General features: G+C 63.7%; 27 protein-coding genes. 16 read left to right on the plus strand and 11 right to left on the minus strand.

The features are described 5' to 3' along the window. Window positions 1–2 precede the first annotated feature (2 nt). The 11 genes from fdx (at window position 3) to der (ending at window position 9,961) form a co-directional block, all read left to right on the plus strand. Window positions 3–341 carry an ISC system 2Fe-2S type ferredoxin gene (gene fdx / locus ACX1DW_RS00335; RefSeq protein ID WP_102839838.1) on the plus strand — a complete coding sequence of 113 codons (339 nt, stop codon included), beginning with the start codon at window positions 3–5 and terminating at the stop codon, window positions 339–341. An 11-nt stretch (window positions 342–352) separates the two neighbouring features. Beyond that, window positions 353–553, plus strand: coding sequence for a Fe-S cluster assembly protein IscX (gene iscX / locus ACX1DW_RS00340; protein WP_102839839.1), 201 nt, complete (start codon window positions 353–355; stop codon window positions 551–553). Between the two features lie 165 nt (window positions 554–718). Then, window positions 719–1,150 (plus strand): nucleoside-diphosphate kinase, encoded by a 432-nt coding sequence (ndk, locus tag ACX1DW_RS00345; RefSeq protein WP_102839840.1) that lies wholly within the window; start codon window positions 719–721, stop codon window positions 1,148–1,150. Window positions 1,151–1,169: 19 nt separating this feature from the next. Continuing rightward, on the plus strand, window positions 1,170–2,318 hold the full coding sequence (gene rlmN / locus ACX1DW_RS00350) for a dual-specificity RNA methyltransferase RlmN (RefSeq protein ID WP_133456403.1): 1,149 nt from the start codon (window positions 1,170–1,172) through the stop codon (window positions 2,316–2,318). An 11-nt stretch (window positions 2,319–2,329) separates the two neighbouring features. After that, window positions 2,330–3,088, plus strand: coding sequence for a type IV pilus biogenesis/stability protein PilW (gene pilW, locus ACX1DW_RS00355; protein ID WP_125869118.1), 759 nt, complete (start codon window positions 2,330–2,332; stop codon window positions 3,086–3,088). Beyond that, window positions 3,085–4,116 carry a RodZ domain-containing protein gene (locus ACX1DW_RS00360; RefSeq protein ID WP_458992481.1) on the plus strand — a complete coding sequence of 344 codons (1,032 nt, stop codon included), beginning with the start codon at window positions 3,085–3,087 and terminating at the stop codon, window positions 4,114–4,116. The genes pilW and ACX1DW_RS00360 overlap by 4 nt, the downstream gene beginning before the upstream one ends. 2 nt (window positions 4,117–4,118) lie before the next feature. Further along, window positions 4,119–5,231, plus strand: coding sequence for a flavodoxin-dependent (E)-4-hydroxy-3-methylbut-2-enyl-diphosphate synthase (gene ispG, locus ACX1DW_RS00365; protein WP_063542457.1), 1,113 nt, complete (start codon window positions 4,119–4,121; stop codon window positions 5,229–5,231). A 16-nt stretch (window positions 5,232–5,247) separates the two neighbouring features. Continuing rightward, on the plus strand, window positions 5,248–6,537 hold the full coding sequence (hisS, locus tag ACX1DW_RS00370; protein WP_458992482.1) for a histidine--tRNA ligase: 1,290 nt from the start codon (window positions 5,248–5,250) through the stop codon (window positions 6,535–6,537). Window positions 6,538–6,565: 28 nt separating this feature from the next. Next, complete coding sequence (locus tag ACX1DW_RS00375) at window positions 6,566–7,207, plus strand: YfgM family protein (RefSeq protein ID WP_458992483.1); 642 nt, start codon at window positions 6,566–6,568, stop codon at window positions 7,205–7,207. A 3-nt stretch (window positions 7,208–7,210) separates the two neighbouring features. Further along, window positions 7,211–8,359, plus strand: a complete 1,149-nt coding sequence (bamB, locus tag ACX1DW_RS00380) for an outer membrane protein assembly factor BamB (RefSeq protein WP_133456408.1) — start codon at window positions 7,211–7,213, stop codon at window positions 8,357–8,359. A 102-nt stretch (window positions 8,360–8,461) separates the two neighbouring features. After that, window positions 8,462–9,961 (plus strand): ribosome biogenesis GTPase Der, encoded by a 1,500-nt coding sequence (gene der, locus ACX1DW_RS00385; RefSeq protein ID WP_063542465.1) that lies wholly within the window; start codon window positions 8,462–8,464, stop codon window positions 9,959–9,961. Between the two features lie 4 nt (window positions 9,962–9,965). Here der and cysE read toward each other — a convergent pair whose 3' ends face one another. Continuing rightward, the gene (gene cysE, locus ACX1DW_RS00390; protein WP_458992484.1) at window positions 9,966–10,760 is read right to left on the minus strand and encodes a serine O-acetyltransferase; all 795 of its coding nucleotides are present in this window, start codon (window positions 10,758–10,760) and stop codon (window positions 9,966–9,968) included. Between the two features lie 156 nt (window positions 10,761–10,916). Here cysE and ACX1DW_RS00395 point away from each other — a divergent pair, with 156 nt between their 5' ends. Both ACX1DW_RS00395 and ACX1DW_RS00400 read left to right on the plus strand, forming a co-directional pair. Further along, window positions 10,917–12,065 (plus strand): pyridoxal phosphate-dependent aminotransferase, encoded by a 1,149-nt coding sequence (locus tag ACX1DW_RS00395; protein WP_458992485.1) that lies wholly within the window; start codon window positions 10,917–10,919, stop codon window positions 12,063–12,065. Further along, window positions 12,053–12,847, plus strand: coding sequence for an amidohydrolase (locus ACX1DW_RS00400; protein WP_063542471.1), 795 nt, complete (start codon window positions 12,053–12,055; stop codon window positions 12,845–12,847). The genes ACX1DW_RS00395 and ACX1DW_RS00400 overlap by 13 nt, the downstream gene beginning before the upstream one ends. A gap of 13 nt (window positions 12,848–12,860) precedes the next feature. Here ACX1DW_RS00400 and ACX1DW_RS00405 read toward each other — a convergent pair whose 3' ends face one another. From ACX1DW_RS00405 to leuA, 6 genes are all read right to left on the minus strand, one after another. Beyond that, entirely contained in the window at window positions 12,861–13,241 is a 381-nt protein-coding gene (locus tag ACX1DW_RS00405; protein WP_156244683.1) for a DUF2784 domain-containing protein, read from the minus strand. Then, complete coding sequence (locus ACX1DW_RS00410) at window positions 13,238–13,873, minus strand: DUF2238 domain-containing protein (RefSeq protein WP_208216516.1); 636 nt, start codon at window positions 13,871–13,873, stop codon at window positions 13,238–13,240. Before ACX1DW_RS00410 ends, ACX1DW_RS00405 begins: the two co-directional genes overlap by 4 nt. 77 nt (window positions 13,874–13,950) lie before the next feature. Beyond that, window positions 13,951–14,667 (minus strand): endonuclease, encoded by a 717-nt coding sequence (locus ACX1DW_RS00415; protein ID WP_458992486.1) that lies wholly within the window; start codon window positions 14,665–14,667, stop codon window positions 13,951–13,953. A gap of 102 nt (window positions 14,668–14,769) precedes the next feature. Then, a complete protein-coding gene (locus tag ACX1DW_RS00420; protein WP_049325158.1) occupies window positions 14,770–15,627 on the minus strand; it encodes a carboxylate/amino acid/amine transporter in 858 nt (285 codons plus the stop codon). An 89-nt stretch (window positions 15,628–15,716) separates the two neighbouring features. Further along, the gene (locus tag ACX1DW_RS00425; protein ID WP_458992487.1) at window positions 15,717–16,772 is read right to left on the minus strand and encodes an NAD(P)-dependent alcohol dehydrogenase; all 1,056 of its coding nucleotides are present in this window, start codon (window positions 16,770–16,772) and stop codon (window positions 15,717–15,719) included. 287 nt (window positions 16,773–17,059) lie between these two features. Further along, window positions 17,060–18,730 carry a 2-isopropylmalate synthase gene (gene leuA, locus ACX1DW_RS00430; protein WP_458992488.1) on the minus strand — a complete coding sequence of 557 codons (1,671 nt, stop codon included), beginning with the start codon at window positions 18,728–18,730 and terminating at the stop codon, window positions 17,060–17,062. Between the two features lie 317 nt (window positions 18,731–19,047). Between leuA and ACX1DW_RS00435 the strand changes: the two genes are divergently transcribed. Together ACX1DW_RS00435 and ACX1DW_RS00440 are read left to right on the plus strand one after the other, a co-directional pair. Continuing rightward, on the plus strand, window positions 19,048–19,401 hold the full coding sequence (locus tag ACX1DW_RS00435) for a DUF2946 domain-containing protein (RefSeq protein ID WP_063542484.1): 354 nt from the start codon (window positions 19,048–19,050) through the stop codon (window positions 19,399–19,401). A 54-nt stretch (window positions 19,402–19,455) separates the two neighbouring features. Next, window positions 19,456–21,651, plus strand: coding sequence for a TonB-dependent copper receptor (locus tag ACX1DW_RS00440; protein ID WP_458992489.1), 2,196 nt, complete (start codon window positions 19,456–19,458; stop codon window positions 21,649–21,651). 165 nt (window positions 21,652–21,816) lie between these two features. On the opposite strand, the gene ACX1DW_RS00445 is transcribed toward ACX1DW_RS00440, so the two are convergent. The 4 genes from ACX1DW_RS00445 to xseA all read right to left on the minus strand — a co-directional run bounded on the left by ACX1DW_RS00445 (window position 21,817) and on the right by xseA (window position 26,032). Then, window positions 21,817–23,106 (minus strand): mechanosensitive ion channel family protein, encoded by a 1,290-nt coding sequence (locus ACX1DW_RS00445; RefSeq protein ID WP_458992490.1) that lies wholly within the window; start codon window positions 23,104–23,106, stop codon window positions 21,817–21,819. 68 nt (window positions 23,107–23,174) lie between these two features. Next, window positions 23,175–23,717, minus strand: coding sequence for a hydrolase (locus ACX1DW_RS00450; protein ID WP_458992491.1), 543 nt, complete (start codon window positions 23,715–23,717; stop codon window positions 23,175–23,177). 19 nt (window positions 23,718–23,736) lie between these two features. Continuing rightward, window positions 23,737–24,561 carry a peptidoglycan DD-metalloendopeptidase family protein gene (locus ACX1DW_RS00455; protein WP_133456421.1) on the minus strand — a complete coding sequence of 275 codons (825 nt, stop codon included), beginning with the start codon at window positions 24,559–24,561 and terminating at the stop codon, window positions 23,737–23,739. Between the two features lie 94 nt (window positions 24,562–24,655). Beyond that, the gene (gene xseA, locus ACX1DW_RS00460; protein ID WP_458992492.1) at window positions 24,656–26,032 is read right to left on the minus strand and encodes an exodeoxyribonuclease VII large subunit; all 1,377 of its coding nucleotides are present in this window, start codon (window positions 26,030–26,032) and stop codon (window positions 24,656–24,658) included. A gap of 130 nt (window positions 26,033–26,162) precedes the next feature. On the opposite strand from xseA, the gene ACX1DW_RS00465 reads away from it, so the two are divergent. Next, window positions 26,163–26,714, plus strand: coding sequence for a sugar ABC transporter ATPase (locus ACX1DW_RS00465; protein WP_458993430.1), 552 nt, complete (start codon window positions 26,163–26,165; stop codon window positions 26,712–26,714). Window positions 26,715–26,746 lie beyond the last annotated feature (32 nt).

The following is a 26,746-nucleotide window of genomic DNA, read 5'->3' on the forward strand; positions in this document are numbered from 1 at the left end:
GAATGCCGCAAATCATTTTCCTGCCTAACGTTGATCATTGCCCCGAAGGGGCTGTCATCGAGGCTCAGGCTGGCGAGACTGTGCTGGACGCCGCGCTGCGCAATGGCATCGATATCGAGCATGCCTGCGAGAAGTCCTGCGCGTGCACGACCTGTCATGTGGTGATTCGCGAGGGTTTCCAGTCGCTCGAGGCGTCAGACGAACTCGAAGATGACATGCTCGACAAGGCCTGGGGGCTGGAGCCGAATTCGCGGCTCTCCTGTCAGGCGGTTGTGGCGGATACCGACTTGGTCGTGGAAATACCCAAGTACACGATCAATCAGGTGTCGGAAGGGCATTGAGGAAGCGGACCATGCAACTGAAGTGGACGGATGTACAAGAGATCGCCATCGAGCTGGCCGAGAGCAAGACCGATGTCGACCCGCGCTTCGTGAATTTTGTCGATCTGCATCGCTGGGTGATGGAGCTGCCGAACTTTACCGATGAGCCAGGGCGAGGCGGCGAGAAGGTGCTCGAAGCGATCCAGTCTGCCTGGATTGAAGAGGCCGAGTAGGTCGTCGCGTTTTTTTCGCTCCTGCCTGGAATGCGGCCGATGCAGCCGTTCGGCGGCCGGTCGGCTCGTCCAGGTACTGCCCTCTACCCTTATGTTTTGCCAGCGACCCGCGTATAATCCGCGGGTTTACTCGTTCGCTTTAACCCATCAGTTTTGGAGTCCTACATGGCCCTGCAACGCACCTTCTCCATCATCAAGCCTGACGCTGTCGCCAAGAACGTGATCGGCGAAATCACCACCCGTTTCGAGAAGGCCGGCCTGCGCGTCGTCGCTTCCAAGATGGTTCAGCTGTCCGAGCGCGAAGCCGCTGGTTTCTACGCCGAGCACAGCGAGCGTGGCTTCTTCAAGGATCTGGTTGCCTTCATGACTTCCGGTCCGGTCATCGTTCAGGTGCTCGAAGGCGAGAACGCCATTGCCAAGAACCGTGAGCTGATGGGCGCTACCAACCCGAAGGAAGCTGCTCCGGGTACCATCCGCGCTGACTTCGCTGTCTCCATCGACGAGAACGCCGTTCACGGTTCCGATTCGGAAGCCTCGGCCGCCCGCGAAATCGCCTACTTCTTCGCTGCCACCGAAGTGTGCGCACGCATTCGCTGAGTGAGCGAAGGTGAATCCAATGATTGCCACGACCGGTAAGGTGAATCTGCTGGGTCTGACCCAGTCGCAACTGGAAAGCTTCTTCGAGTCCATCGGAGAGAAGCGTTTTCGCGCCGGTCAGGTGATGAAATGGATTCACCACTTTGGCGTCGATGATTTCGATGCCATGAGCAATCTCGGCAAGGCCCTGCGCGAAAAGCTCAAGGCCTGTGCCGAGATTCGCGGCCCGGAGATCGTCAGCGAAGACATCTCCAGCGACGGTACCCGTAAATGGGTCGTACGTGTCGCTTCGGGCAGCTGTGTGGAAACGGTTTACATCCCGCAAGGTGGCCGCGGCACGCTGTGCGTTTCCTCCCAGGCCGGCTGCGCGCTGGATTGCAGCTTCTGTTCCACCGGCAAACAAGGTTTCAACAGCAATCTCACGGCGGCCGAGGTGATCGGTCAGGTCTGGATTGCCAACAAATCATTCGGCACCGTCCCGGCGAAGATCGATCGCGCCATCACCAATGTGGTGATGATGGGGATGGGCGAGCCGTTGCTGAATTTCGACAATGTCGTCGCCGCTATGCAGATCATGATGGATGATCTCGGCTACGGCATATCCAAGCGCAAGGTGACTCTATCAACCTCCGGCGTCGTGCCGATGATCGATGAGCTGGCGAAGGTCATCGATGTATCGCTGGCGCTGTCGCTGCATGCTCCGAACGATGCGCTGCGTGATCAGCTGGTGCCGATCAACAAGAAGTATCCGCTGGATGTCCTGCTCGAGGCGTGCAAGCGTTATGTCTCGAGGCTTGGCGAGAAGCGTGTGCTGACCGTTGAGTACACCTTGCTCAAAGGTGTCAACGATCAGCCCGAGCACGCCGAGCAGATGATCGCCTTGCTGGCGGATATCCCGTGCAAGATCAATCTGATTCCATTCAATCCGTTCCCTCATTCCGGATATGAGCGGCCGAGCAACAATGCCATCCGCCGTTTTCAGGACATCCTGCACAAAGGCGGGCACAATGTGACGGTGCGTACCACCCGCGGCGAAGACATCGACGCGGCCTGCGGTCAGCTGGTCGGCCAGGTTCTGGACCGGACGCGTCGAAGCGAGCGTTACATCGCTGTGCGCGAGCTGCAGAGCGAGCCGGGTGCGGCGCACATGGCTTCGAACCGATCCTGAGGGGGATGCTGATGACTCTGCGCGCTGCGCTGCTGCTTGTACTGACCGGCCTGTTGGCCGGTTGTGTGTCTTCTGGCACCGTTGATCCGCTGAAGACCGACCAGGGGCGGCGTGAGGCGCGTGACGCCTACATCCAGCTGGGTATCGGCTATCTGCAGCAAGGCGCTGCCGGCCGCGCCAAGACCCCTTTACGCAAGGCGCTGGAGATCGACCCACGCAGCGCCGACGCCCATGCCGCGCTGGCGCTGGTGTTCCAGACCGAAATGGAGAACGATCTGGCCGACAAGCACTACCGCGAGGCGCTCTCCGCTCGCAAGGACGCGCGTATCCTCAACAACTACGGCAGCTTTCTGTTCGAGCAGAAACGGTATGCCGAAGCGATGGAGCGTTTCAGCCAGGCCGCCGAGGACAACCTGTATCCGGAGCGTGCGCGGGTCTTTCAGAACCTCGGTATGACTGCGCTGCAGATGGGGCAGCGGGACGAGGCCGAACGATATTTCACCCGCTCTCTGCGTCTCGACGGCCGGCAACCGCGAGCCCTGCTTGAGCTCGCGCTCATGGCCTATGAAGACAAGCAGTACGTTCCTGCGAAACGTTATTACGACAGCTTCAGCCAGTTGGCCGAGCAGAATGCGCGTAGCCTGTTGCTTGGCATTCGCCTGGCCAACATCCATCAGGACCGCGACACGGCTGCGAGCCTCGGACTGCAGTTGAGAAGGTTGTATCCCGGCACGGATGAGTACAAGCAATATCTTTCGGAGCAACGATGACCGCGCCGCACCAAGAATCCGCTGTACCAATGGGCAACAACCCGGGCGAGACGCTGCGATCTGCGCGTGAAGAAAAGGGCTGGACCCTCGCGGCGGTAGCGCAGCAACTGAATCTCACCGAGCGGGCGCTGGCCCGTATCGAAGCCGGCGACTTCAGCCAGTTGCCGGGACACACCTTTGCCCGTGGTTATGTGCGGGCTTATGCCAAGCTGCTCGGGCTTGATCAGACCCGTCTTGTGCAGGAGTTCGATCTGCACACGGGTACCAATGCTTCTGGCAGTAACGTCAACAGTCTCGGTCGTATCGAGGAGCCGGGCCGGCTGTCGCGTAGTTTCATGCGCCTGTTCGGCTTCGTGCTGCTCCTCGTTCTTGCTGCGGCAGCCTGGTATTGGTGGCAGGAGCGCTCAACCCGTGAGGCCCTGACTCCGACAGTTTCCGCCCTGGAGCGGATCGAAGTGGAGGGTGCGGACGGGACGACCGAAATCCATCTTCTCGATCGGGCGGATGAGGATACCGCGGTCGAGCTGGCGGAGCCGACGGAACAAGGAACAGCCTTGTCGCCTGGGGAAATGTCTACGCCTGTCGAGAGCTCGCAGGCCCCGACCGATGCCGATGCCGATGCCGATTCCGGCGAGGCGGGCGTAGAGTCGGCTCAATCGCTGCCCTTGAGCGAGTCTGAGTCCGGCGCCGCGTCCTCGCCGGCAGAATCTACGCCGGTCGAGCTGCCTTCTGACAATGCAGCCGCGCCAGTGGAGACCTCGGAAAGCGCCAGCGCGACGGCACCCGGTGAGGCGGTTCTCGAACTGCGTTTCACTGCTGACTGCTGGACGCGGGTAGCGGATGCGGAAGGACGTGTGCTCTACAGCGCGCTGGCCAAGGCCGGAACTAGCCGGACGGTCAGCGGCAAGGCGCCGCTGGATGTGCATCTGGGATATGCCCGTGGTGCTCAGCTCAGTTACAACGGTGAGGCCGTGAGCCTCGCCTCTCATATGCGCGGCGAGACAGCGCGCCTCAAGCTCGGACAGTGATCATGCATTCCGAATCTCCTATCAAGCGTCGCCAATCCCGCAAGATCTGGGTGGGTGGCGTTGCGGTCGGTGGCGATGCGCCGATTTCCGTACAGAGCATGACCAACACCGAAACCTGTGATGTCGACGCAACGGTCGGGCAAATCCAGCGCCTGGCCAATGCCGGTGCCGATATCGTCAGAGTCTCGGTGCCGTCTATGGAAGCCGCGGAAGCCTTTGGCCGGATCAAGCAGCGTGTGACGCTACCGTTGGTTGCCGACATTCACTTCGACTATCAGATCGCCCTGCGCGTGGCCGAACTCGGCGTCGATTGCCTGCGTATCAATCCAGGCAATATCGGCCGCGAAGATCGTGTCCGTGCCGTGGTCGATGCTGCCCGTGACAAAGGCATCCCGATCCGTATCGGCGTCAACGCCGGTTCGCTGGAAAAGGATCTGCAGAAGAAGTACGGCGAGCCGACACCGCAGGCGCTGGTGGAATCTGCGCTGCGTCACGTGGACCATCTCGACCGTCTGGACTTTCAGGACTTCAAGGTCAGCGTCAAGGCCTCCGATGTGTTCATGGCGGTGGAAGCCTATCGGCTGCTGGCCGGGCAGATCGAGCAGCCGCTGCATCTGGGCATCACCGAAGCGGGCGGGTTGCGCTCCGGCACGGTGAAATCCGCGGTGGGCCTGGGCATGCTGCTCGCCGAAGGTATTGGCGACACCATTCGCGTGTCGCTGGCGGCCGATCCCGTCGAGGAAATCAAGGTTGGCTTCGATATTCTCAAGTCCCTGCGTCTGCGTTCGCGCGGCATCAACTTCATCGCCTGCCCGAGCTGTTCGCGGCAGAACTTCGATGTGGTCAAGACCATGAATGAGCTGGAAAACCGCGTCGAGGACCTGCTGGTGCCGATGGACGTCGCGGTGATCGGCTGCGTGGTAAACGGGCCGGGCGAGGCCAAGGAAGCCCATGTCGGCCTGACCGGTGGCAGCCCGAACAACCTGGTCTACATCGATGGCAAGCCGGCGCAGAAACTGAACAACGAAAACCTCGTCGATGAGCTGGAGCAGCTTATCCGGCGCAAGGCCGCCGAGAAGCTTGCGTCCGACGCGGCGGTTATCGCGCGCAGCTGATCTTTAAGGAATCCCATTGAGCAAGTCCCTGCAAGCCATTCGTGGCATGAATGACATCCTGCCTGCGCAGACACCGATCTGGCGCTACCTCGAAGGCACCTTCGCGCAGCTGCTGGACAGCTACGGCTACAGCGAGATCCGTCTGCCGATCCTGGAGTTCACCGACCTGTTCGCCCGCGGCATCGGCGAAGGCACCGATGTGGTCGACAAGGAAATGTATACCTTCCTCGATCGCAACGAAGAGTCCCTGACCCTGCGTCCCGAGGGCACCGCCGGCTGCGTGCGCGCCGTGCTCGAGCATGGCATGACCGGTGGCGGGCAAGTGCAAAAGCTCTGGTACACCGGACCGATGTTCCGCTACGAGAAACCGCAGAAGGGTCGCTACCGGCAGTTCCACCAGATCGGTGTGGAAGTGTTCAACCAGCCGGGACCTGATATTGATGCCGAGCTGATCGTACTGACCGCGCGCCTGTGGAAGCAGCTCGGCCTCGCTGATGCAGTGACGCTGCAGCTCAACAGCCTGGGTTCCAGTGAAGCACGTGCGCGTTATCGCGATGCCCTGGTGGTATACCTGCAGCAGCGTTTCGAGCAGCTCGACGAGGACAGTCAGCGTCGCCTGACGACCAATCCTTTGCGCATTCTCGACAGCAAGAATGCCCAGACTCAGGCGCTGCTGGCCGATGCGCCGATGTTGCATGACTACCTCGACGAAGAGTCGCGCGTGCATTTCGAAGGCCTGAAAGCGCGTCTCGATGCAGTCGGCATCGCTTACGAGATCAACCCCAAGCTGGTTCGCGGCCTGGACTACTACGGCCGCACCGTTTTCGAGTGGGTCACCGACAAGCTGGGTGCGCAGGGCACTGTCTGTGCAGGGGGGCGTTACGATGGCCTGGTCAGTCAGTTCGGCGGCAAGCCGACGCCGGGTGTCGGCTTCGCCATGGGCGTCGAGCGTCTGGTGCTGCTGCTGGAGACCCTCGGGTTGGTGCCAGACGCTTTGAACCCAACGCCGCATGCCTATATCTGTGCGTTCGGCGAGGCCGCCGAGCTGGCCGCACTGGCCCTGGCCGAGTGCCTGCGCGACGAGCTGCCGGGGCTGCGCCTGCTGGTCAATGCCGGCGGCGGTAGCTTCAAGAGCCAGTTCAAGAAGGCCGACAAGAGCGGTGCGCGCTATGCGCTGATTCTGGGTGACGACGAACTGGCCGGGCGCGTGGTAGGTTGCAAGCCGCTGCGCGACGACAGCGAGCAACAAAGCATTGCCTGGGATGCTCTGCCCGAGCGTCTGGCTGCCTGCCTCGAGCAGGTCTGAGACTTAGCGAATAAAAAGGAGTGACAGCGTGACCTCGGGTACTGAAGAAGAGCAACTGGCGCAGATCAAAGAGTGGTGGCAGCGCAACGGCAAGCCGTTGATGCTCGGCGCCGTGATTGCCCTGGTATTGGTGTTCGGTTGGCAATTCTGGCAGAAGCACCAGATCAATCAGGCGCAGAGTGCCTCGGTCCTCTACCAGCAGCTGCTGACTGCCGCGCTGGAGGCGGGTGAAGTCGATGCCGCCGAAGTTTCGCGTCTGGGCAATCTGCTCAAGAAGGATTTCGCAGGGACGCATTATGCGCAGTACGGCAGCCTGTTCATCGCCAAGGTAGCGGTCGAGGCCGGTCGTCTCGATGAGGCCGCAAGCGAACTGCGTGCGATCCTCGACAAGCCAGCCGACAAGACGCTGGACGAGCTCGCCCGTCAACGCCTGGCGCGGGTACTGGCGGCGCAGGACAAGGCGGATGAAGCGCTAAAGCTGCTGGACGGCGAGGCTGACAAAGCCTTCGCTGCCAGCCGTGAGGAACTCAAGGGTGACCTGTTGGTGCAACTCGGTCGCGATGACGAGGCGCATGCCGCTTACAGCAAGGCCAAGGAGTCGCTGTCTCAGGATGCGGCTATCGGCGGCCTGCAAATGAAACTGGATGATCTGGCCCGAGGGGAGGCGTAATCGATGCGTTGGAAGACTGCCGCGTTGCTGACCCTGGCCGTACTGGCCACCGGTTGCAGCAGCAACAACACCAAAGAGCCGGAGCCGGCCGAGCTGACCAAGTTCGAGGCAGAAATCTCCTTGAAGAAGGAGTGGAGCCGCTCGATTGGTGAAGGTCAGGGTGAGACTTACAACCTGCTGACGCCGGTCGTTTATGGCGACCAGATCTACGCCGCCGATGTCGAGGGGCTGGTGGTGTCGATGGATCGCTTGACCGGCAAGGTCAACTGGAAGAAGAAGCTCGATACGCCGGTGTCGGGTGCGGTAGGTGCCGGCTACGGTCTGGTGCTGATCGGCACCCTGCGTGGCGAGGTGCTGGCGCTGGATGTGAGCTCCGGCGAAGAGCGCTGGCGCAGCCAGGTCAGCAGCGAAGTGCTGGCTGCACCGGCCGTCAACGGCGATATCGTACTGGTGCAGACCCAGGACGATCGGCTGATCGCCCTGGAAATCGACACAGGCGCGCAGCGCTGGAGCTACGAGAGCTCGCCCGCGGTACTCACCCTGCGCGGTACCGGAGCGCCTTTGCTGACCAATCAGCTGGCGATCGCCGGCCTTTCCAGTGGCAAGGTCATTGCGTTGGATACCCGCCGCGGCTTGCCGGTCTGGGAGCAGCGAGTGGCGATACCGCAAGGTCGCTCTGAGCTGGAGCGGGTGGTGGACATCGATGGTGGCCTGCTGCTGTCTGGCGGCACGCTTTACGTCGCGACTTACCAGGGCCGCGCTGCAGCGCTGGAGCTGGAAAGCGGCCGAGTGCTCTGGCAGCGTGACGCATCCAGCTACTCCGGAGTGGCGCTCGGCTATGGCAGTGTCTACCTGAGCCTGGCCGATGGTACCGTCGAGGGCATCGACGAGCGCTCGACCACCGCGTTGTGGCGCAATGATTCGTTGGCCCGTCGTCAGCTTTCGGCCCCTGCGGTGCTGTCCAGCTATGTGGTGGTCGGTGACCGGGAGGGCTATCTGCATTTCCTGAGTCAGGTCGATGGCCGCTTTGTCGCTCGCGAGCGGATCGACAGCTCTGGGGTACGGGCACGCCCAGTGGTGGAGGGTGACTGGCTGTATGCCTTCGCCAATGACGGCAAGCTGGTGGCGCTGACGATCCGTCAGGCTGACTGACCACCCGCTGAGCCGCCGGCTCCGCCTGGCGGAGCCATGAATATTCGGCCGCTGCCTTGCAGCGGCCTTCGTGTTTTCTGAAATATCGCAGTGGAGAGCCGTATGGTTCCCGTAATCGCCCTGGTGGGTCGTCCGAACGTCGGCAAATCCACCCTGTTCAATCGCCTGACCAAGAGCCGCGACGCCATTGTCGCCGAGTACGCCGGGCTGACCCGTGATCGCCAATATGGCGAGGCCAAGTGGCAGGGGCGCACCTACATCGTGATCGACACCGGTGGTATTTCCGGTGACGAGGAAGGCATCGATGCGAAGATGGCCGAGCAATCGCTGCAGGCCATCGAAGAAGCCGATGCCGTGCTGTTCATGGTCGACTCGCGCGCCGGACTGACCGCCGCGGACCAGATGATCGGCGAACACCTGCGCAAGCGGAACAAGCGCTGCTTCCTGGTCGCGAACAAGGTCGACAGCGTCGATCCGGACATCGCCCGTGCCGAGTTCAGCCCGTTGGGCCTGGGCGACGCGCTACCGATTGCCGCCGCCCATGGGCGTGGCATCAGTCATATGCTCGAGCAGGCACTCGGCATCTTCCCCCGCGATGATGCCGAGCAGACCGAGGAAGGCGAGGAGGGCAGCGAGCCCGCGGACGGCGAGGAAGTCGTCGCCGAAGGCCAGGAGCCCAAGCGCATCCCGGGTCCGAGCGAGAAGGAAGGCATCAAGATCGCCATTATTGGGCGGCCCAATGTCGGCAAGTCGACACTGGTCAATCGCATGCTCGGTGAGGAGCGGGTCATCGTCTACGATCAGGCCGGCACCACGCGCGACAGCATCTACATCCCCTTCGAGCGCGACGAGGAAAAGTACACCCTGATCGACACCGCCGGCGTGCGCCGCCGCGGCAAGATCTTCGAGGCGGTGGAAAAGTTCTCGGTGGTCAAGACGCTGCAGGCGATCCAGGACGCCAACGTCGTGATCTTCGTCATGGATGCCCGTGAAGGTGTCGTCGAGCATGACCTCAACCTGCTGGGCTTCGTGCTGGAGACCGGCCGCGCCCTGGTCATCGCGCTGAACAAGTGGGACGGCATGGAGCAGGGCGAGAAGGACTACGTGAAGACCGAGCTGGAGCGCCGGTTGTTCTTCGTCGACTACGCCGACATCCATTTCATTTCAGCCAAGCACGGCACCGGGGTAGGGCACCTGTACAAGTCGGTACAGGCCGCGTTCAAGTCGGCGATCACCCGCTGGCCGACCAGCCGCCTGACGCAAATCCTCGAGGATGCCGTGCGCGAGCACCAGCCGCCCATGGTCAACGGCCGGCGCATCAAGCTGCGCTATGCCCACCTGGGCGGCGCCAACCCGCCGTTGATCGTGATCCACGGCAATCAGGTCGAGGCGGTGCCCAAGTCCTATACGCGCTATCTAGAGAACACCTATCGGCGTGTGCTGAAGCTGGTCGGTACGCCGATCCGCATCGAGTACAAGGGCGGTGACAATCCCTACGAGGGCAGGAAGAACACGCTCACCGACCGCCAGGTCAACAAGAAGCGCCGCCTCATGTCGCACCACAAGAAGGCCGAGAAGAAGCGCCGCGACAAGAAGCGCTGATCGCTCAGCCATCTCCGTCGAACGACTGGTCCATGTCCAGGGCTGGTCGTGCATGGCGCGGCTTGCCGACCTGGCGGGCCGGATTGCCGACCACCGTGGTATGTGGCGCGACGGGATGCAGGACGATACTGCCGGCGCCTACCTTGGCGCCTTCGCCGATCTCGATGTTGCCGAGGATCTTCGCTCCGGCGCCGATCATCACGCCGCTGCGCACCTTGGGGTGACGGTCGCCGCCTTCCTTGCCGGTCCCGCCCAGCGTCACGCCCTGCAGGATCGATACATCGTCGCCGACCACCGCCGTCTCGCCGATGACGATCCCGGTGCCATGGTCGAGCATGATCCCGCTGCCGATATGGCTGGCCGGATTGATGTCGATGCCCAGCCGTTCGTTGCAGCGCGCCTGGATGAACATGGCCAGCAAGCGCTCGCCGCGACCATGCAGCTGGTGTCCGATGCGATACGCCTGCAGTGCCAGAAAGCCTTTGGAGAACAGGAAAACTTCCAGTGCACTGTCGAATGCCGGATCGCGGCTGACGATCGCCTGCAGGTCGCAGCAGGCCGTCTCGGCGAGCACAGGAAGCTGGTGGTGCAGGCCGGCGAAACGATCGGTCAGGGTATGGCTCTGCTCGGCGCCGTCCGCCAGGGCATGGCCGATACGGTGGGCGAGCGCACCACCGAAGTCCGGCTGATTGAGGACGCTCTGACTGACGATCGTGGCCAGGGTCGGCTCGCTGTCCAAGGCGCGTTGCGCCTGTGCTTGCAGGTCACTCCAGAGGTCGCTGACGGAAAGGTTCGGCATTGAGGTTCCTTACGGTCGGTGGGGTTGGCCATTGCCTGAACTGTAGCAGCCCGAGCAGGCTGTCGGCCGCCGCGTCTCGTATCGGGTCGCGCTCATCGGCTATCCTGTCCGCCTTCGCTGCCGAGTCCCAAACGGCAGGCCTGTCGGACGATCGTCATGCTCACCAGTAAATTGCCCAATGTCGGCACGACCATCTTCACCACCATGTCGCAGCTCGCGGCCGATACCGGTGCCTTGAATCTTTCCCAGGGCTTTCCCGACTTCGATGGTCCCGAGGCGCTGCGCGAGGCCGTCGCTCGCCACGTCATGAGCGGCCACAACCAGTACCCGCCGATGACCGGTCTGCCGGCGCTGCGCGAGCAGGTGGTGGCCAAGGTGGCCGGCCTGTACGGACGGCAGGTGGACGTTGCAAGCGAAGTCACCATCACCCCTGGCGCCACCCAGGCAATCTTCTGCGCGATCCAGGCGGTGATCCGCCCCGGCGACGAGGTGATCGTGTTCGATCCCTGCTACGACAGTTACGAGCCTTCCGTGCAACTGGCCGGAGGCACCTGTATCCACCAGCAGCTGAGCCTGCCGGACTTCCGGATCGACTGGCAGCGCCTGGCCGATGCCATAACCGCGCGCACGCGGATGATCGTGCTCAACACCCCGCACAATCCCAGCGGTGCGTTGATTGATGGCAGCGATCTGGAACGGCTGGCGGCACTGATCCGCGAGCGCGACATCTACCTGCTCAGCGACGAGGTCTACGAGCACCTCGTATTCGACGGCCGGGAGCACGCCAGCGTGCTGCGTCACGAGGAGCTGTATCAGCGTGCCTTCGTCATCAGCTCGTTCGGCAAGACCTATCACGTCACCGGCTGGAAGACCGGTTACGTGGTGGCGCCGGCGTCGCTCAGCAGCGAACTGCGCAAGGTGCACCAGTACGTCAGTTTCACCGGTGTCACGCCTCTGCAATGGGCCCTGGCCGACTTCATGGCGGCGCATCCGGAACACGTCCGCGAGCTGCCGGCGTTCTATCAGGCCAAGCGCGACCTGTTCTGCGACCTGCTGGCTGGCTCGCGCTTCCGCTTCACCCGCGCCGCTGGCACCTACTTCCAGCTGGCCGATTACTCGGCGATCCGCCCCGACCTCGACGACGTCGCCATGGCTGAATGGCTGACCCGCGAGCACGGTGTGGCGAGCATCCCGATCTCGGTGTTCTACCAGGATGCGCCGGCCGATCTCAGGCTGGTGCGCTTCTGCTTTGCCAAACGAGAGGAGACGCTGCGTCAGGCGGCGGAACGACTATGCGCGATCTGAACAACCTGCCCGATCTCGAACTGGCCCTGATTCAGACCACGCTGGTCTGGCAGGATGCCGATGCCAACCGTGAGCGTTTCGCCGGGCTGCTCGAGCAGGCCCGCGGTGCCGATCTGATCGTCCTGCCGGAGATGTTCACCACCGGCTTTTCCATGGACTCGGCGGCCCTGGCCGAGCCGGAGGAGGGGCCGACCTATGCCTGGCTGCGCAGTCAGGCCGCGCGGCTGGAGGCAGTGGTCACTGGCAGCGTGATCATCGAGGCCGCCGACGGCAGCCATCGCAACCGCCTACTCTGGGCCCGGCCGGACGGCGAGGTGCTGCATTACGACAAGCGCCACCTGTTCCGCATGGCTGGCGAGCACAAGCACTACACGCCAGGCCTGCAACAGGCGCTGTTCGAGGTGAACGGCTGGCGGGTGCGCCCGCTGATCTGCTACGACCTGCGCTTCCCGGTCTGGAGCCGCGATCCGCACGGCACCGACCTGCTGCTCTACACGGCCAATTGGCCAGCGGCGCGCCGCGACGCCTGGAATCGTCTGCTGCCGGCGCGGGCCATCGAAAACCTCTGCTACGTGGCGGCGGTCAATCGGGTCGGCGAGGATGGCAAGGGCTATCCCTACAGTGGCGACAGCCAGGTGCTCGATTTCAAGGGCGACACCTTGCTTAACGGCGGCGACAGCGACGCGGTGCTTCGCTGCACGCTGCGGGCGCGCGATCTGGCCGCGTTCCGCGAGCGCTTCCCGGCCTACCATGACGGTGACGCGTTCGAGCTCAAGCCCTGACCGGCCGGTGCCTTCAGGGCGCTTCGGCGGCGTTCCGGCGCCGCTGAAACCAAACCCAGCCGTACACCGCGAGATTGAAGAGCACGACCACCCCTGCCAGCACGTATTGCACCGGCAGCGTGAGCCAGTCGGGATACAGCAGCGGTAGCAGATAATGCTCGATGAATCCTTCGCTGTATCCGGCATCGCCGGCGCGCGCTCGCAGTAACTGCTCCCAGCGGGTCAACGGGCAGCCGCGATCGGCCAGCTCGACGAATATCGCCCATCCTGCTGCCGGCAGATGCAAGAGCATCGCCCGCGGACGCCAGAGTGCGAGCAGGCCTCCCAGCAGGGCGAAGAGAATGAACCCTAGGTGAAGAAGCAGCAGGGCGTCGGCACCGATGCGATGGATCATGGCCGGGTTGCCGCAGCTTCGGCTCCCGGCAGCGCCGCGAGCTGACGGTCATGCAACCTGGCGAACAGCAGCAGTGCACTCAGGGCTCCGATCAGGGCGAGAAACATGTCCGACTGGGTGTCCCAGGGATCGCCCTGCGTGCCGAGGAACTCGATCGCCCCCTGTCCGGCCGCGAGGGCCACCCACCACTCGATCAACTCATAGAACGCGCTGATGGCAAGGGCCACGCAGACCACTAGCAGATCGAGCATCCAGCCATGGGCAAGGTACCGTCCGCGCAGCAGGATTTCCCGCGCCAGCAACGCCGGAACCAGACCCTGCATGAAGTGCCCCAGCTTGTCGTAGGGGTTGCGGCTCAGCTCGAACAGCTCCTGCACCCAGAAGCCGAGCGGCACACGCGCATAGGTGTAGGCCCCACCCAGAATCAGCACCAGCGCGTGAGCTGCGATAAGCACATAGAGCAATTGCGTGAGTGGGTGGCGGCGGTAGGTGGAAAGCAGAATCGGCGCGGCGATCAGCACCGGTGCCACTTCCAGCAACCAGGTCGCGCGATCGTATGGGTCTATTCCAGAAGCAATCAGGGCCAGCAGAACCGCCAGCCCGAGCGCAAGGTTAAGGTTGGTTGTTGGCATCTTGTCCGGTCCTGACCGAGTGCTGGCAAGCATGGCGCTATGTGCGGGACACGGCAAGCAGGCGATCGGTCGGCGGTTCAGCGTGCGGCGACTGCTTTCTTGCCTCGGTGGCAGTTGCGCGGATCAGCCGGGCCCACGAAGGGATTGGCATTGCCCTGCACGCAGGCGATGCGCTGGTTGCGCGTGCGCTCCCATTCGCTGATCGGATGCTGGCGGTTCCAGATGTCGTACAGGCGCCGGTCCTGTTTCGACAGGCGCAGCTTGTAGCGCTCGCTCATGTACAGATAGGTGCGGGCGATGGCACCGCGGCTGTACTCGGGTGGCATGGCCGTGCGCTGCTTGAAGTTGACCACGAAAGGGCAGGCACCGTACTGGCTGGGCTTTTCGCTGAGCATGCCGAAGCCGAAGTTGCTGCGGTCGCCGTTCACCTCGCCGACCACCGGGACCAGGTTGTGCAGGTCGGCCTCGGCTCGGCTGAACACCGGATCGTTGGCGGTGCAGTGCTTGCGTCCGCCCTGTTGCCAGCATTGCCGCTGATGGCCGATGACCCAGGCCGGCACGATGTGCTCCCACTCCACCCGTTGAGCGCGCTTGGGCTGCTTGCGCGGGACGTAGCCGCAGCTGCGCAGGTCGATGCGATTGCCCTTGAAGCTGCAGCCGCAGTAGAAGTCCACCGGTCGGTCGGCATAGAGGGTCCAGGCCACCTTCTTCGCTTCGCGGAAGGTGCGAGGCGCGTCGGCGCAGGCGCTGGAGGAAAACAGCAGGACGAGCAGGAGAAAGCTGAAGCGGCGCATGGAAATCTCGACAACTGAACGAGTTCCCCGCATCCATGCGAAGGGCCGGCATTCTACCGCTGCGGCTATGAAAAGCCATATAAAACAACAACTTGTGTGATGTCACCTGGCCTTCATCTGTCCCAGGCGATTGATCCGCAGCGAGGCGAGGATGATTGTCCCGCCCACCGCGAGCAGCACGAGGTTGGTGCTGGTGCCCCAGATCAGCAGGTTGAGCAGCAGGCCTACCGGCACCGACATGTTGTTCATCACCGCCAGCGTGCCGGCATCCACCAGCGTGGCGCCCTTGTTCCAGCAGAACTGGCCCAGGGCGGTGGCCAGCACGCCCATCCAGATCAGTACCGACCATTGTGTCGTCGTGGTCGGCAGCTTCTGCGCATCGCCGAACAGCAGCCACGCGGGCAGCACGATTACCAGCGCGCCAAGGAAGAAGTAGCCGAAGCGACGATGCAACGGCACGTCGGAGGGGTAACGCTGCGCCAGATGCTTGTAGGCCACCTGGCCGGCGGCAAAGGTGAAGTTGGCCAGCTGCATGAGCAGGAAGCCGCCGAGAAAATCGCCGGAAACGCCGTCGTAACGGATAAGTCCGGCGCCGAACACTGCGACGGCCGCGGCGACCAGTGCCCAGGGGTTGAAGCGGCGGTTGAGCGCGTCATCGATCAGCGTCACGTGCAGCGGCGTGAGCACGGTGAACAGCAGCACCTCGGCCACCGTCAGCACGTTGAAGCTCAGGTACAGGCACAGGTAGGTGACGCCGAACTGCAGCGCACCGACCAGGGTCACGCCGACGATGAAGCCGGGGGCGACACCGCGCCAGCGGGTAAATGGCAGGAACACCAGCCCGGCGAGAACTACCCGCGTTAGCACGGCGAAATAGCTGTCTACCTGGCCGGCCAGGTAGACGCCGATCAGGTTGAAGGAAAAGGCCCAGAGCAGGGTGACGAAGATCAGATAGCGCATGCCGCCTCCACGACGAAGGCGGGCGACCTTAGCGGCTGCGCTTGAAAGAGGGAAGGGCTGGCGCGCCTGCGGGCTCGCCAGCCGAACGATCAGGCCGCCTTCAGGGTGGCCATGTCGATGACGAAGCGGTACTTCACGTCGCTCTTGAGCATGCGCTCGTAGGCTTCGTTGATGTCCTGCATGCGGATCATCTCGATGTCCGAGACGATGCCGTGCTCGGCGCAGAAGTCGAGCATCTCCTGGGTCTCGGCGATGCCGCCAATCAACGAGCCGGCGATGCGGCGGCGCTTGAAGATCAGGCCGAACACGCTGGGCGACGGATGCGGCGCGGCCGGTGCGCCGACCAGCGTCATGGTGGCGTCGCGCTTGAGCAGGTTCACGAACGCGTCGAGGTTGTGCGGCGCGGCAACGGTGTTGAGGATGAAGTCGAAACTGTTGACGTGCGCCGCCATCTCCTCCTTGTTCTTCGATACCACCACTTCGGCGGCGCCGAGGCGCAGGGCATCTTCCCGCTTGTCCGGCGAGGTGGTGAACAGCACGACCTTCGCGCCCATGGCATTGGCGATCTTCACCGCCATGTGGCCGAGTCCGCCAAGGCCGACCACGCCGACCTTCTGTCCCGGGCCGACCTTCCACTGGCGCAGCGGCGAGTAGGTGGTGATGCCGGCACAGAGCAGCGGCGCGACGGCGGCGAGATTGTCGGTATGGTTGATGCGCAGCACGTACTTTTCATCCACCACGATATTGTCCGAATAGCCGCCGAGGGTGTTCTCGCCACCGCCGAACGCCGGACCGTTGTAGGTGCCGACGAAACCGTTCTCGCAATACTGCTCCAGCCCTTCGCCACAGGACGAGCACGTACGGCAGCTGTCGACCAGACAGCCGACACCGGCGATATCGCCCGCCTTGAACTTGCTGACGTTCGCGCCGACCGCGCTCACGCGGCCGACGATCTCGTGGCCGGGCACGGATGGGTAGAGCGTGTTGTTCCACTCGTTACGTGCGGTATGCAGGTCCGAATGGCAGACGCCGCAGTAGAGGATGTCGATCTTCACATCATTCGGGCCCACCTCGCGGCGCGAAAACGAATAGGGTGCGAGCGGGCTGTTCGGGTCGAGGGCGGCGTATGCGGTGGTATTGCTCATGACGGCTCCTTGGTTGATCGGTATGTGGGACCAAGCCTAACGGCGACGGGCGCAGGGCCGTTTGCACAATCCTGCCGATGATTGACGTGTTTCTGTCGGAAAGGGACTGTGGGTGGTCCGGCTTAGTGACCGAATTGGGAGGGCGTTGGGAGGTGAACAGTTCAGTTGTTCGCAGCTGCTGTGCGACGAGCGCTGTCGGCGGAAAACGAAAACGGGCGCCATCGCGGATGGCGCCCGTCGTTACGCTGGATCTACAAGGGCAGGGTAAGCGACCTGCCTGATCAGCCTCAGGCCGCTGCCACCTGCGCTTCGCGCAGCGCCCGGTTCATGGCGCTGAACAGGGCGCGGATGCTGGCGGTGGTGATGTTTTCGTCGATGCCGATGCCGTGCAGCGGGCGCTCGCCATCCAGGCGAACCTCGATATAGGCCGCGGCCTTGGCGTTGCTGCCGGCGCCAATGGAGTGCTCGTGGTAGTCCATGATCTCCAGCTTGACCGGCAACGCCGCTACCAGCGCCTCCAGCGGGCCCTTGCCGATGCCGCGCCAGTGGGCGACTTCGCCATCGGCCGCGACTTCCACGTCCACCGCGCTGGTGCCGTTCTCTTCCTGCAGGCGATGGCCCTTGAGCGTGTACGGCGCGGTCGCCTGCAGGTACTCGGCTTCCAGCAGCGCGTAGATCTGCTTGGCGCTCATCTCCAGGCCGAGGCGATCGGTTTCCTTCTGCACCACCTGGCTGAACTCGATCTGCATGCGTCGCGGCAGGCTGATGCCGTATTCCTGCTCGAGCAGGAAGGTGATGCCGCCCTTGCCGGACTGACTGTTGACGCGAATCACCGCCTCATAGCTGCGACCGATGTCGGCCGGGTCGATCGGCAGATACGGCACCTCCCAGACGCCTTCCGCATCCTGCTGGGAAAAGCCCTTGCGAATCGCATCCTGGTGCGAGCCGGAGAACGCGGTATGCACCAGGTCACCGACATAGGGATGGCGCGGGTGCACCGGCAGCTGGTTGCATTCCTCGACCACCTTGCGCACGGCGTCGATGTCGGAGAAGTCCAGCTGCGGGTCGACGCCCTGGGTGTACATGTTCAGCGCCACGGTGACCAGGTCGACGTTGCCGGTGCGCTCGCCATTGCCGAACAGGCAGCCCTCGACGCGATCGGCGCCGGCCATCAGGCCCAGCTCGGTGGCGGCCACGCCGGTGCCGCGGTCGTTGTGGGTGTGCAGGCTGACAAGCACGCTGTCACGTCGGTCGATGTGACGGCAGAACCACTCGATCTGGTCGGCGTAGATGTTCGGGGTGGCGGCCTCGACCGTGGCCGGCAGGTTGAGAATCAGCTTCTGCTCGGGCGTCGGCTGGAACACCTCGATCACCGCGTTGCACACCTCGACCGCGAATTCCGGCTCGGTGGAGCTGAAGATTTCCGGCGAATACTCGAAGCGCCAGTTGGTCTCCGGATTCTGCTCGGCCAGGCGCTTGATGACCTTGCCGGCGTTCACGGCGATCTGAACCACGCCGGCCTTGTCCTGGTTGAAGACGATGCGGCGGAAGCTCGGCGCGGTGGCGTTGTAGTAGTGGACGATGGCCTTCTTCGCCCCCTTGAGCGACTCGAAGGTGCGGGTGATCAGATCCTCGCGCGCCTGGGTCAGCACCTGGATGGTGACGTCATCGGGGATGTGGCCGCCTTCGATCAGCTCGCGGACGAAGTCGAAATCGGTCTGCGACGCGGAGGGGAAGCCCACCTCGATTTCCTTGAGGCCGACCTGCACCAGGGTCTTGAAGAAACGCATCTTCTTCGCGGCATCCATCGGTTCGATCAGCGACTGGTTGCCGTCGCGCAGATCGGAGCTCAGCCAGATAGGCGCCTGGGTGATGGACTTCGACGGCCAGGTGCGGTCCGGAATGTCGATGGCCGGGAAGGCGCGGTATTTAGTCGATGGATTCTTGAGCATGGTCATGGCGTTTCCCCAGGTGAAGCTCGAGCTAAGCAACTTGTCTGCCCGGTGCGGGCACCGGTTTATGGTGCAAAGCTATTGCTTCGTATGCACGCATTGCAATACATCGAAAAAAATTGGTGATTTATTTCGATTATTGAGCTTTGTGAGTGTTTTATTTCTATCGCAGGGGGAATCTTCGTGTTCAATTGCTCGCTCGGCTTGCGGCCTCATGTCGCAGCGGACGAGGCATGGCGGACATGCGATCATCCGCGCACCTCCCGCGGGCTTGGCTCGGGTCAACCAAGGACATGCCGGTGACACGCAAACGGCTATCGACAATGAGTATCTGGCTTGGCCTGTTCGCCATGCTGATGATTCATGTCGGCCCGTTGTACTCCGCCGTCCAGGCTGCCCAAGCTAGCGCACAGCATCACCATCATGCCGAGCATGAGCCCGCAGCCCACGGTCATCATGGCCAGGCGCGTGCAGGGGAACCGGCATGGTTGGCCGCGCTGGAACTCTGCGGCTACTGCGAACTGCTGACGCTCAATCCACCGCTCAGCCTATCCGTCGACCTAGTCCTGCCGCGGCATGAGCCAGGCACTCTGCAACCGCTTCCCGAGCAACCGCTGCCGCCGGCCACGCGCCGTAGCAGTGGCCATCCCCGTGCGCCCCCGCTTCTGCATTGCTGAGGTTCATCAGCCGCCTCCCTGGCGGCTCAATCACACGCAGAAGTGGAAGTATCTATGTCCAGCATTACTCATGGCCGTGCGGCGCGTGCGCGCCTGTCCGAATCATTTTCAGTCCAGCCGTCCCGTTTGCGCTGGCAGGTTGCCCATGCTGCACTCCTGGCGCTGCTCGCCGGTGGCGCGCTGGCGGCCGAGCATGATCATGCCGCCCACGGCGAGCAGGCCGACAGCGTCGAACTGGCACCGATGGTCATTACCGGTGTCAGCCAGCAGTCGCCACTCACCGTCGTTACCGACCCGAAGATTCCCCGCCAGCCGATGCCGGCCAGCGACGGCGCGGACTATCTGAAGACCATTCCCGGCTTCTCCGCCGTGCGCAACGGCGGGGTTAACGGCGATCCGGTATTCCGCGGCATGTTCGGCTCGCGCCTCAAGCTGCTCTCCAACGGCGGCGAGATGCTCGGCGCCTGCCCGAACCGCATGGATTCGCCCAGTTCCTATATCAGCCCGGATACGTTCGACAAGCTGACCGTCATCAAGGGGCCGCAGACCGTGCTCTGGGGCCCCGGTGCGTCGGCAGCCACAGTGCTGTTCGAGCGTGAGCCTGAGCAGTTCAGCGAGCCCGACTACCGCATCAACGGCAGCCTGCTGACCGGCTCCAATGGGCGCTTCGACCGCAACCTAGATGCCGCGGCGGGTAACGCCCAGGGCTACGCGCGGCTGATGGCCAACAGCTCTCAGGCCGACGATTACGACGACGGCAACGGCGACACCATGCCGTCGCGCTACGACAAGTGGAACACCGATGTCGCACTGGGCTGGACGCCGGATGCGGACACGCTCGTCGAACTGACCGCAGGTCGCGGCGATGGCTATGCGCGTTACGCAGGTCGCGGCATGGACGGCAGCCAGTTCCAGCGCGAAAGCCTCGGCCTGCGTTTCGAGAAGACCAACATCGGTGAGACCTTCTATGGCCTCGAGGCGCAGGTCTACTACAACTACGCCGATCACATCATGGACAACTACAGCCTGCGCGACTTCGTGCCGACGATGATGATGCCCAACCCGACGCTGTCGCGCGTCGACCGTCGTACCCTGGGAGGCCGGCTGGTCGGCACCTGGCAGTGGACCGACGTCGAGCTCAAGGCCGGGGTCGACGCCCAGCGCAGTGAGCATCGCAAGGTGATGAACCCGGCTGGCGCCGCCAATCAGATGGTCAACGCCGCCGGCAGCGACGCCTTGCCCTGGGTGCCGGATGCGATGCTGCACAGCTACGGCGTGTTCGGTGAGCTGAGCTGGCAGCTCGGCGAGCGCGAGAAGCTGATCAGCGGGCTGCGCCTGGACCTGCACGAGGCGACCGACGAGCGCGCCTTTTTCCGTAGCCACGATCCTTCAAGCATGCCCATCGTCTCGCGCAACTGGGACAACCCCACTGCCGGCGAGACCCGTCGCGACACGCTGTACAGCGGGTTCGTACGCTATGAGGAAGAGTTGGTCAGCGTGCCGGCGACCTGGTATGCCGGCCTCGGCCATGCTGAACGCTTCCCCGACTACTGGGAGCTGTTCGTCTCCAACCCCGGCCCGGTGGGCACCGTACAGCCGTTCGACTCGGTACGCCCGGAAAAGACCACGCAGCTGGACGTCGGCCTGCAGTACGCCAAGGGGCCGCTGGAGGCCTGGGTTTCCGCCTATGCCGGGGTGGTCGAAGACTACATCCTGTTCAGCTATGTGCCAGGCGTGATGCCCGGCATGGTCCGCGCCGAAGTCAGCAATATCGACGCCACCATCGCCGGTGCCGAGATGGGGGCGAGCTACCGTTTCACCAGCAACTGGAAGGGTGACGCGAGCCTGGCCTACGCCTGGGGCAAGAACCGCAGCGATGACCGCGCAATGCCGCAGATTCCGCCATTGGAAGGGCGTCTTGGCCTGACCTACGAGCGCGACAACTGGAGCACCAGCGGCCTCTGGCGCCTGGTCGCCTCGCAGGGGCGGGTCGCCGAGAACCAGGGCACCGTGGTCGGCAAGGACTTCGACGAGTCCGCCGGCTTCGGCGTGCTGGCGGTCAATGGCGCGTATCGCGTGAACCAGCACTTCAAGCTCAGCGCGGGCATCGACAACCTGCTGGACAAGAACTACAGCGAGCATCTCAACCTCGCCGGTAGCGCCGGCTTCGCCGACTACGGGCTCGAGCCCACCAGTCGGGTGAACGAGCCTGGGCGCACGTACTGGGCGCGGGTCGACATGAGTTTCTGAATGCAACGCTAGCGGTAAAGGAGCGGGGTGTCCCCGCTCCGGACGTAGGTTGGCGCTGAGGCGCGGGGCGCGATGGTGCCGCCGGCGGCGCTGGCGTCAGGGATGACGCAATGGGCAGTGCCCAAGGTGATGCCACACGCTTCGTGCCTCAGCGCCAACCTACGATTAGCTTTTCTCCCCGGTCGGGTGCTCATTCGGCTGCTGCAGCGCGGCATTACCGCGCGGTATCAGTGAATCACGCCAGTCCCGCATATCCCCACCGCTCGGGTGCTGGAATACCCGCAGGCCGAACTCCGGCAGGATCGCCAGCAAATGGTCGAAGATGTCCGACTGGATCGCTTCGTACTGTGTCCAGGCCACCGTGTTGGTGAAGCAGTAGATCTCCAGCGGCAGGCCATCGGCGGTCGGGCTCAGCTGGCGCACCATCAGCGTCATGTTCTGATGCACGCCGGGGTGGGCGCGCAGATAGCGCTCGATATAGGCGCGAAACGTCCCGAGATTGGTCACCCTGCGGGTGTTGACCGGATCCTGCCCACGCTCGGCGAGCTTGGCGTTCCACTCGTCGATTTCCTTGCGCTTGTTGACCAGGTAATCCTCCAGCAGGCTGAAGCGATACAGCCGCTTGCGCTCGTCGGCGTCGAGAAAATGCACGCTCTGCTGATCCAGATACAGGCTGCGCTTGATGCGCCGACCGCCACTTTCCTGCATGCCGCGCCAGTTCTTGAACGAGTCGGAAATGAAGCGTTTGGTCGGGATGCTGGTGATGGTCTTGTCCCAGTTCTGCACCTTGACCGTATGCAGGGCGATGTCGATCACGTCGCCGTCGGCGTTGAGCTGCGGCATCTCCACCCAGTCGCCGACGCGGATCAGGTCGTTGGAGGTGATCTGCACGCTGGCCACCAGCGACAGCAGGGTATCCTGGAAGATCAGCATCAATACCGCTGCCATGGCACCCAGACCGGAGAGCAGGATCAGTGGCGAGCGGTCGATCAGCGTGGCGATGATGAGGATGGTGGCGATCGCGTAGATGACGATCTTCACCACCTGCAGATAACCCTTGATCGGGTGCAGGCGGGCGTCCGGCCGGCGCTGGTAGACCACATTGATGATGTCGAGCACCGCGCCGAGGGCCAGTGCGATGGTCAGCACGATGAAGCCGCCGCAGACATTCTGCACCACGGTCACCGCAGCGTCCGGCAGGCCGGGGACCGTCCTTACGCCGATCGACAGCACCAGTGCCGGGACGATGTTCGACAGCCGCTTGATGACGCCGAAATCCTGCAGTTCGCCATCGCGCGTGTGCCTTAACAGGCGGTAGAGGCCGCGCACCAGGATGCGTTTTACGATCCAGTTGGACAGCCAGGCGGCGAAGATCAGCGTGGCGCTGGCAAGTAGGGTCTGCAGTTCGGCATGGGCTCTGAGCCAGTCCAGCCAGGTGGCCAGATCGTCAGACATGTGTTTCTCCATCGAAGGGTGGGCGGGCGGCCCAGCGGTGTGCCCGGGCTGCGATTGGCGGCGCTGGTTTAACGGATGAACTCGCGGCTGATCGTCTTGAACAACTCGGTGCCGGCGCGCTCCATCCACTCGAAGGCAACCATCTCGCGCGAGACGATCTGCGCGCCGGCCTGGCGCATGCGCTGCAGTGCCAGCGCCTTGTCGCTGTCGCGCCGCGAGCTGACGGCTTCCTCGATGACGAACACTTCGTTGCCGCGGGCGCGCAGGTCCAGCACCGTTTGCAGCACGCAGACGTGGGTCTCGCAGCCGCAGACGATGAACTGCCGGCGTTCACCACCGGGGCGCTGGAACAGCTCGCCGTCGCCCGCTGCGGAGAAATGCAGCTTCTCGACAATGGCGGCCTCGTCGACGCCGTCACGCAGCTCGGCGATCGTCCGGCCGAGGCCCTTGCTGTACTGCTCGGTCAGCAGCACCGGCACACCGACCCGCTGCGCCACCTGCTGCAACCAGGCGGTGTGCTCGGCCATGGCGGCATTGTCGAGGATCACCGGAAACAGGCGTTCCTGGATATCGATGATCAGCAGGGTGGAATCCGTTGCCTTGATGCGCATCGCTGTGCTTCCTCGTGGTTCAGGGTTTGTAGGCACCGATGAAGATCGCCGGATCGACGCGGGCATCGTTCAGGCTGACATTCCAGTGCAGGTGTGGGCCGGTGGCGCGGCCGGTCGCGCCAACCTTGCCGAGCACCTGGCCGCGCGCCAGCTGATCGCCGACCTTCACGCCGATCTCGGAAAGGTGACAGAACATGCTGATCAGCCCCTGCCCGTGGTCGACGAACACGGTCTTGCCGTTGAAGAAATAGTCACCGGTGAGTATGACCTGGCCGGCCGCCGGCGCCTTGATCGGCGTGCCGCTCTTGGCGGCGAAATCCAGGCCCGAGTGCGGGTTGCGTTCCTCGCCGTTGAAGAAGCGACGCAGGCCGAACGGCGAGGACAAAGGTCCGTCCACCGGACGATCGAACAGCAGATTGCTTGGCTGGTTGGCACTGAACTGCCGGTAGGCACGGGTCTGTTCGTCCAGCTCGCGCTCGATGCGCTTGAGGTCTGCCGGATTCGGGTTGACCTGGCGCTGGTTCTTCAGGGTGATGTGCTGCGCGCGATAGTCGCGGCTGCCAACCTGAAAACCCGTGCTGCGGCCATCGACCTCCAGTTGCTGGGTACCTGCCTTGACCGACAGCGGGATGCCGACGATGGCAATCCAGCGTTTGCCGTCCTCGCGTATCACCAGCGTCGGTTTGCCCTGGTAGCGTACCTGCGGTGCGCGCGGGCCATTGCCGAGTTCGATCACGGCGACGCCGCCGGGCACCGGCTTGTTCAGTAGACGGGTGATGAAGCCTTCGGCATGCGCAGGCAGTGCAAGGGCGAGGGAGAACAGCAGGGCGAAGACACGAAGCATGGGCGGGTCCGTTGCGGAAAATGGCCCAATCCTCGCGTAAACCTCGGGCAAGAGAAAGGGCCAGGGATGTCAGGAAATTTCTGGCGCGGCTTGCTTAGAGCAGTGGCAGGGTGACCGGTTGCAGATGATTGTCTTCCACCCGAACGTCCAGCTCGCCGTCGCTGAGCCTGGCCTTGAGGCGCTGGCCAGGCTCGGTCTGGCTGGCGCTGCGGATCGCCCGTCCCCGGTCGTCGAGCAGGATGCTGTAGCCGCGGCTGAGTGTGGCCAGCGGGCTGACCACATTGAGTGTCTGGGCCAGGCCCTGCAGTTGCTGGCGGCGGCCTTTCAGATTGGCCTGCATCGCCCGCGGCAATCGCGAGGAAAGGTGGTCGAGGCGCTGGCGCAACAGATTCAGTGAACGCCCCGGATGTTGCGCGGCCAGTCGCGTTTCCAGCCGGGCCAGACGCTCCTGACCACTGCACAACCGACGGTCGACGGCACGCAGCAGCCGCTGCTCGAGGTCGTCGATGCGCTGGGCCTGCTGTTGCAGCCGTTCGCCGGGGTGGCGCAGGCGGCGGGCCAGGCCTTCCAGGCGCATGGCATCGCGGTGCAGGCGGTCGCGCATGCGCAGCACCAGGCGCTGCTGCAGGCCGCTCAGCCGGTGTTGCAGGTCGGCGCTGCTGGGGGCCAGCAGCTCGGCAGCCGCGGATGGCGTTGGCGCGCGGACGTCGGCGACGAAGTCGGCAATCGATACATCGGTTTCGTGGCCAACGGCGCTGACGATCGGTGTGATACAGGCATCCACCGCGCGCGCCACGGCTTCCTCGTTGAAGCACCAGAGGTCCTCCAGCGAACCGCCACCGCGGGCCAGGATCAGCGCATCGAAACCCTGGGCGTCGGCCAGCTGCAACGCGCGAACGATCTGCCCGGTGGCTTCGCGGCCCTGGACGGCGGTGGGGATCAGGGTCAGCTCGACCTGCGGCGCGCGGCGCTTGAACACCGAGATGATGTCGCGGATCACCGCGCCGGTCGGTGAGCTGACGATGCCGATGCGCCGCGGGTGCACGGGCAGGGCGGCCTTGCGTTCGGCTGCGAACAGGCCTTCGGCGCTGAGCTTTTCCTTGAGCGCCTCGAAGGCCAGGCGCAAAGCGCCGTCGCCCGCCGGCTCCAGCATGTCGAGGATCAGCTGATAGTCGCCACGGCCTTCGAACAGCGAGACCTTGCCACGCACCCGCACCGCCAGGCCGTCGCGCAGTGCCTGACGTACCCGCGCGGCATTCTGGCGGAACAGGGCGCAGCGCACCTGGGCGTTCCTGTCCTTGAGGGTGAAATAGACGTGGCCGGAGGCGGGACGGGCGAGGTTGGAAATCTCGCCTTCGACCCAGACCTGGGCGAACACGTCCTCGAGCAACAGGCGGGCGCGACCGTTGAGCTGACTGACGGTCAGCACTTCGCGATCGAGATTGAGGCGCTGGAAGGGATCTTTGAGCATGGCGGCGATGATAAGCCGCGCGCGGCCAAGCGGAAACCGAATCTGCTTGGCGTCCGTCCAGCGGGCCTTGACCAGCCAACGGGCGGCGCTAAGCTGCGCGGCCTTTCCCCATCTCCGGTTCCGAGCCGTCATGAGCCACAGTCAAGCCATCATCGTGCCGCGCATTTCCACGTTCCCAGCGCACGAAGCCAAGGCGCGGATGATTCTGCGTTGGCTGGCCGAGCGGCGCATCGTCGAGTCGCTGCCGACCACCTGTGGCCGCGGTGTTGGCGGTATGGGCTACGCCATCGCTTCCGGTGCGCGCAGTGTCGCGCAGCATCCGGAGCGCTTGCCCTTTGGCGCGGCCATCAACGGCCTTGAAGTTGTGACCAGGCGCTGCATCTACACGCCGACACGGGATTTCGCCGAGGAAGCAGGCTGCCCCGAGTGCCGCCGCGAGATTGGCGAGGCGTTGTTTGAAAGCCTTGACGAGTGGATGCCTAAGCAGACCGACAATTTCACCTGTCCGGAATGTGGCTTCGAGGACGATATCAACGGCTTCCTGTTCATTCCGGCCTGCGCATTTTCCAACCTGGGCTTCATTTTCAACGGATGGGGTGAGGCCGGCTTGCGTCAGTCGTTTCTCGACGAGTTCGCCGAGCGCCTGGGGTTTGCTGTGGCGCTGGTGATCGATCGGCCGTGACCAGTCGGTCACTCCGGCGAGGCTGTGCCTGT

It is taken from the genome of Stutzerimonas sp. KH-1 (assembly GCF_054483855.1).

Bases quoted from the DNA above. Each gene is read 5' to 3' on its own strand.
- cysE (WP_458992484.1), bottom strand. From the start codon at position 10,760: ATGCCGAACCTTTCCGTCAGCGACCTCTGGAGTGACCTGCAAGCACAG.
- fdx (WP_102839838.1), top strand. From the start codon at position 3: ATGCCGCAAATCATTTTCCTGCCTAACGTTGATCATTGCCCCGAAGGG.
- ACX1DW_RS00395 (WP_458992485.1), top strand. From the start codon at position 10,917: ATGCTCACCAGTAAATTGCCCAATGTCGGCACGACCATCTTCACCACC.
- ACX1DW_RS00425 (WP_458992487.1), bottom strand. From the start codon at position 16,772: ATGAGCAATACCACCGCATACGCCGCCCTCGACCCGAACAGCCCGCTC.
- pilW (WP_125869118.1), top strand. From the start codon at position 2,330: ATGACTCTGCGCGCTGCGCTGCTGCTTGTACTGACCGGCCTGTTGGCC.
- ACX1DW_RS00360 (WP_458992481.1), top strand. From the start codon at position 3,085: ATGACCGCGCCGCACCAAGAATCCGCTGTACCAATGGGCAACAACCCG.
- der (WP_063542465.1), top strand. From the start codon at position 8,462: ATGGTTCCCGTAATCGCCCTGGTGGGTCGTCCGAACGTCGGCAAATCC.
- ispG (WP_063542457.1), top strand. From the start codon at position 4,119: ATGCATTCCGAATCTCCTATCAAGCGTCGCCAATCCCGCAAGATCTGG.
- rlmN (WP_133456403.1), top strand. From the start codon at position 1,170: ATGATTGCCACGACCGGTAAGGTGAATCTGCTGGGTCTGACCCAGTCG.
- ACX1DW_RS00400 (WP_063542471.1), top strand. From the start codon at position 12,053: ATGCGCGATCTGAACAACCTGCCCGATCTCGAACTGGCCCTGATTCAG.
- xseA (WP_458992492.1), bottom strand. From the start codon at position 26,032: ATGCTCAAAGATCCCTTCCAGCGCCTCAATCTCGATCGCGAAGTGCTG.
- leuA (WP_458992488.1), bottom strand. From the start codon at position 18,730: ATGACCATGCTCAAGAATCCATCGACTAAATACCGCGCCTTCCCGGCC.
- ACX1DW_RS00445 (WP_458992490.1), bottom strand. From the start codon at position 23,106: ATGTCTGACGATCTGGCCACCTGGCTGGACTGGCTCAGAGCCCATGCC.
- ACX1DW_RS00415 (WP_458992486.1), bottom strand. From the start codon at position 14,667: ATGCGCCGCTTCAGCTTTCTCCTGCTCGTCCTGCTGTTTTCCTCCAGC.
- iscX (WP_102839839.1), top strand. From the start codon at position 353: ATGCAACTGAAGTGGACGGATGTACAAGAGATCGCCATCGAGCTGGCC.
- ACX1DW_RS00435 (WP_063542484.1), top strand. From the start codon at position 19,048: ATGAGTATCTGGCTTGGCCTGTTCGCCATGCTGATGATTCATGTCGGC.
- ACX1DW_RS00465 (WP_458993430.1), top strand. From the start codon at position 26,163: ATGAGCCACAGTCAAGCCATCATCGTGCCGCGCATTTCCACGTTCCCA.
- ACX1DW_RS00440 (WP_458992489.1), top strand. From the start codon at position 19,456: ATGTCCAGCATTACTCATGGCCGTGCGGCGCGTGCGCGCCTGTCCGAA.
- bamB (WP_133456408.1), top strand. From the start codon at position 7,211: ATGCGTTGGAAGACTGCCGCGTTGCTGACCCTGGCCGTACTGGCCACC.
- ACX1DW_RS00455 (WP_133456421.1), bottom strand. From the start codon at position 24,561: ATGCTTCGTGTCTTCGCCCTGCTGTTCTCCCTCGCCCTTGCACTGCCT.
- ndk (WP_102839840.1), top strand. From the start codon at position 719: ATGGCCCTGCAACGCACCTTCTCCATCATCAAGCCTGACGCTGTCGCC.
- ACX1DW_RS00450 (WP_458992491.1), bottom strand. From the start codon at position 23,717: ATGCGCATCAAGGCAACGGATTCCACCCTGCTGATCATCGATATCCAG.
- ACX1DW_RS00420 (WP_049325158.1), bottom strand. From the start codon at position 15,627: ATGCGCTATCTGATCTTCGTCACCCTGCTCTGGGCCTTTTCCTTCAAC.
- ACX1DW_RS00405 (WP_156244683.1), bottom strand. From the start codon at position 13,241: ATGATCCATCGCATCGGTGCCGACGCCCTGCTGCTTCTTCACCTAGGG.
- ACX1DW_RS00410 (WP_208216516.1), bottom strand. From the start codon at position 13,873: ATGCCAACAACCAACCTTAACCTTGCGCTCGGGCTGGCGGTTCTGCTG.